The sequence below is a fragment of the Gandjariella thermophila genome (assembly GCF_005405885.1).
Taxonomy (GTDB): domain Bacteria; phylum Actinomycetota; class Actinomycetes; order Mycobacteriales; family Pseudonocardiaceae; genus Gandjariella; species Gandjariella thermophila.
The window spans coordinates 1-1,556 of the sequence record NZ_BJFL01000106.1; the positions used below are offsets into that span (position 1 = coordinate 1).

Here is a 1,556-nt window from a genome sequence, read left to right on the forward strand (position 1 = left end):
CGCCGTCAAACGCGCCCGGCACAACTCCTACCGGGTCAAACGCCCCACCGACCAGAACATCCGCCATACCGGCCCGGCCACCCCCCTACTGGCCTGCCCAAACACCCAAACTTAACGGCATTGTGCCCTGATCCGTGTGGGAAGGCGCTGGCGATCGCGCAGATGGTTGAGCCGAGGTTGCCGAAATAACACGGGGGACTCATGAGTTGGTGGGAGGACCGGTGGCACGACGCGGAGGACGGGGCCGCGTCGCTGTTGGGGATGAAGAAGCCGTCCCAGGAGCGGGCCGAGCAGCAGGCCGCCAGGGATGCCACCCAGCGGGACACCCAGCGCCGCAACGAACTACGGCATCAGGCGTCCACACTGGCCCAGCAGGCCGGGGGCGGCTTCGACCCGCCGGCCATCAACCAACGGACCAACTGCGAATCCTCCGCACGATCGACCGCTGAGCCCCCGCTCGCCGGGTGGCTGGTTTCTCGGAACCGGCCACCCGGCGCGTTGCGTCTCAGCTACGCTACGGGTCAGCCTGATCACGAGGGAGGACGTTGACCATGGCTGAGGGGTTCACGCAGTCCGCCGCTGGGTTAGCCGGCCTCCAGCAGCAGTCCGTCAACCTCCGCGCCGCCGTCGACGGCGGCCAACTCTTCATCAACCCCGACAGCGCCCACAAGGCCGCCCAGGCCTGCCACGACTACGCCCAGCAGCTCAGGAAACTCGCAGGCAACGCACAGCAACTCAGCCGGCGGCAGAACTTCGGTGACTGCTCCGAGGGCAATGCGCTGGCGCAGAAGTTCGCGCTCAAGGCTCAGGGCGGACCCAACTCAGCGTGGGAAGTGCTGGACAAGGCAGCCGAGGTCGTGGAGAACCTGGCCAAGACCTACGAGGACGCCGGCCGGGCTTACCAGCACGCCGAGGAAAGCAACGCCCAGTCGTTCAAGGGAAAGGCATGAGTGTGCGGCATCGCGGACTGAGCCGGATCGCGCTGTGCGTGCTGTGCGTGCTGGCCGTGACAGGCTGCGGCGGTTCTGTCGGGGGGCAGCCGAATCCGACCATGAGCTCGTCGGCAGGTGCCGCCGGGGCCATCGACGCGGTCGACCCGTGCACCCTGCTGACACCCGAGGAACTGCGGCAACTCGACGTACCCACTCAGAGTGATCCGGCTAACGCCTCAGGTGAGACCGGATGCCAATGGACAGGGAAGAGACTATTCGTGACCCTTGCCAAGGCCCATGACAGGCTGGACTACTTCACCAAACGTCCAGGCCAGTATGTCAACCTCGCGGAAAACACCGTGAACGGTCGGCAGGGCGTGCATTTCCAGATCTCTCAGTCGAATACTGAATGCTCGCAGGTCATGGCCGTGGGGACAGGCTACGTCGTAGCTGCCGTGGGGTTCTTTGACCATAGCCCTGATCCGTGTGGGAAAGCGCTGAAGATCGCGCAGATGGTTGAGCCGAGGTTGCCGAGGTAAAGGGGGGCGTTTCGAATGGGGTGGTGGGAGGACCGGTGGCACGACGCGGAGGACGGGGCCGCGTCGCTGTTGGGGATGAAGAAGC

3 protein-coding genes are annotated in these 1,556 nt (G+C 65.5%); all 3 read left to right on the forward strand.

Going from position 1 to position 1,556, the window contains the following annotated elements; all coding sequences use genetic code 11:
- The first annotated feature begins 201 nt into the window (after positions 1 to 201).
- From FFT21_RS28415 to FFT21_RS28425, 3 genes are read left to right on the forward strand one after another with little or no spacing between them, the layout of a single operon-like run.
- Positions 202 to 549 (forward strand): hypothetical protein, encoded by a 348-nt coding sequence (locus tag FFT21_RS28415; protein ID WP_137816973.1) that lies wholly within the window; start codon positions 202 to 204, stop codon positions 547 to 549.
- A 2-nt stretch (positions 550 to 551) separates the two neighbouring features.
- Complete coding sequence (locus FFT21_RS28420) at positions 552 to 950, forward strand: hypothetical protein (RefSeq protein ID WP_137816974.1); 399 nt, start codon at positions 552 to 554, stop codon at positions 948 to 950.
- The gene (locus FFT21_RS28425; protein ID WP_137816975.1) at positions 947 to 1,471 is read left to right on the forward strand and encodes a DUF3558 domain-containing protein; all 525 of its coding nucleotides are present in this window, start codon (positions 947 to 949) and stop codon (positions 1,469 to 1,471) included. Before FFT21_RS28420 ends, FFT21_RS28425 begins: the two co-directional genes overlap by 4 nt.
- The last annotated feature ends 85 nt before the right edge of the window (positions 1,472 to 1,556 follow it).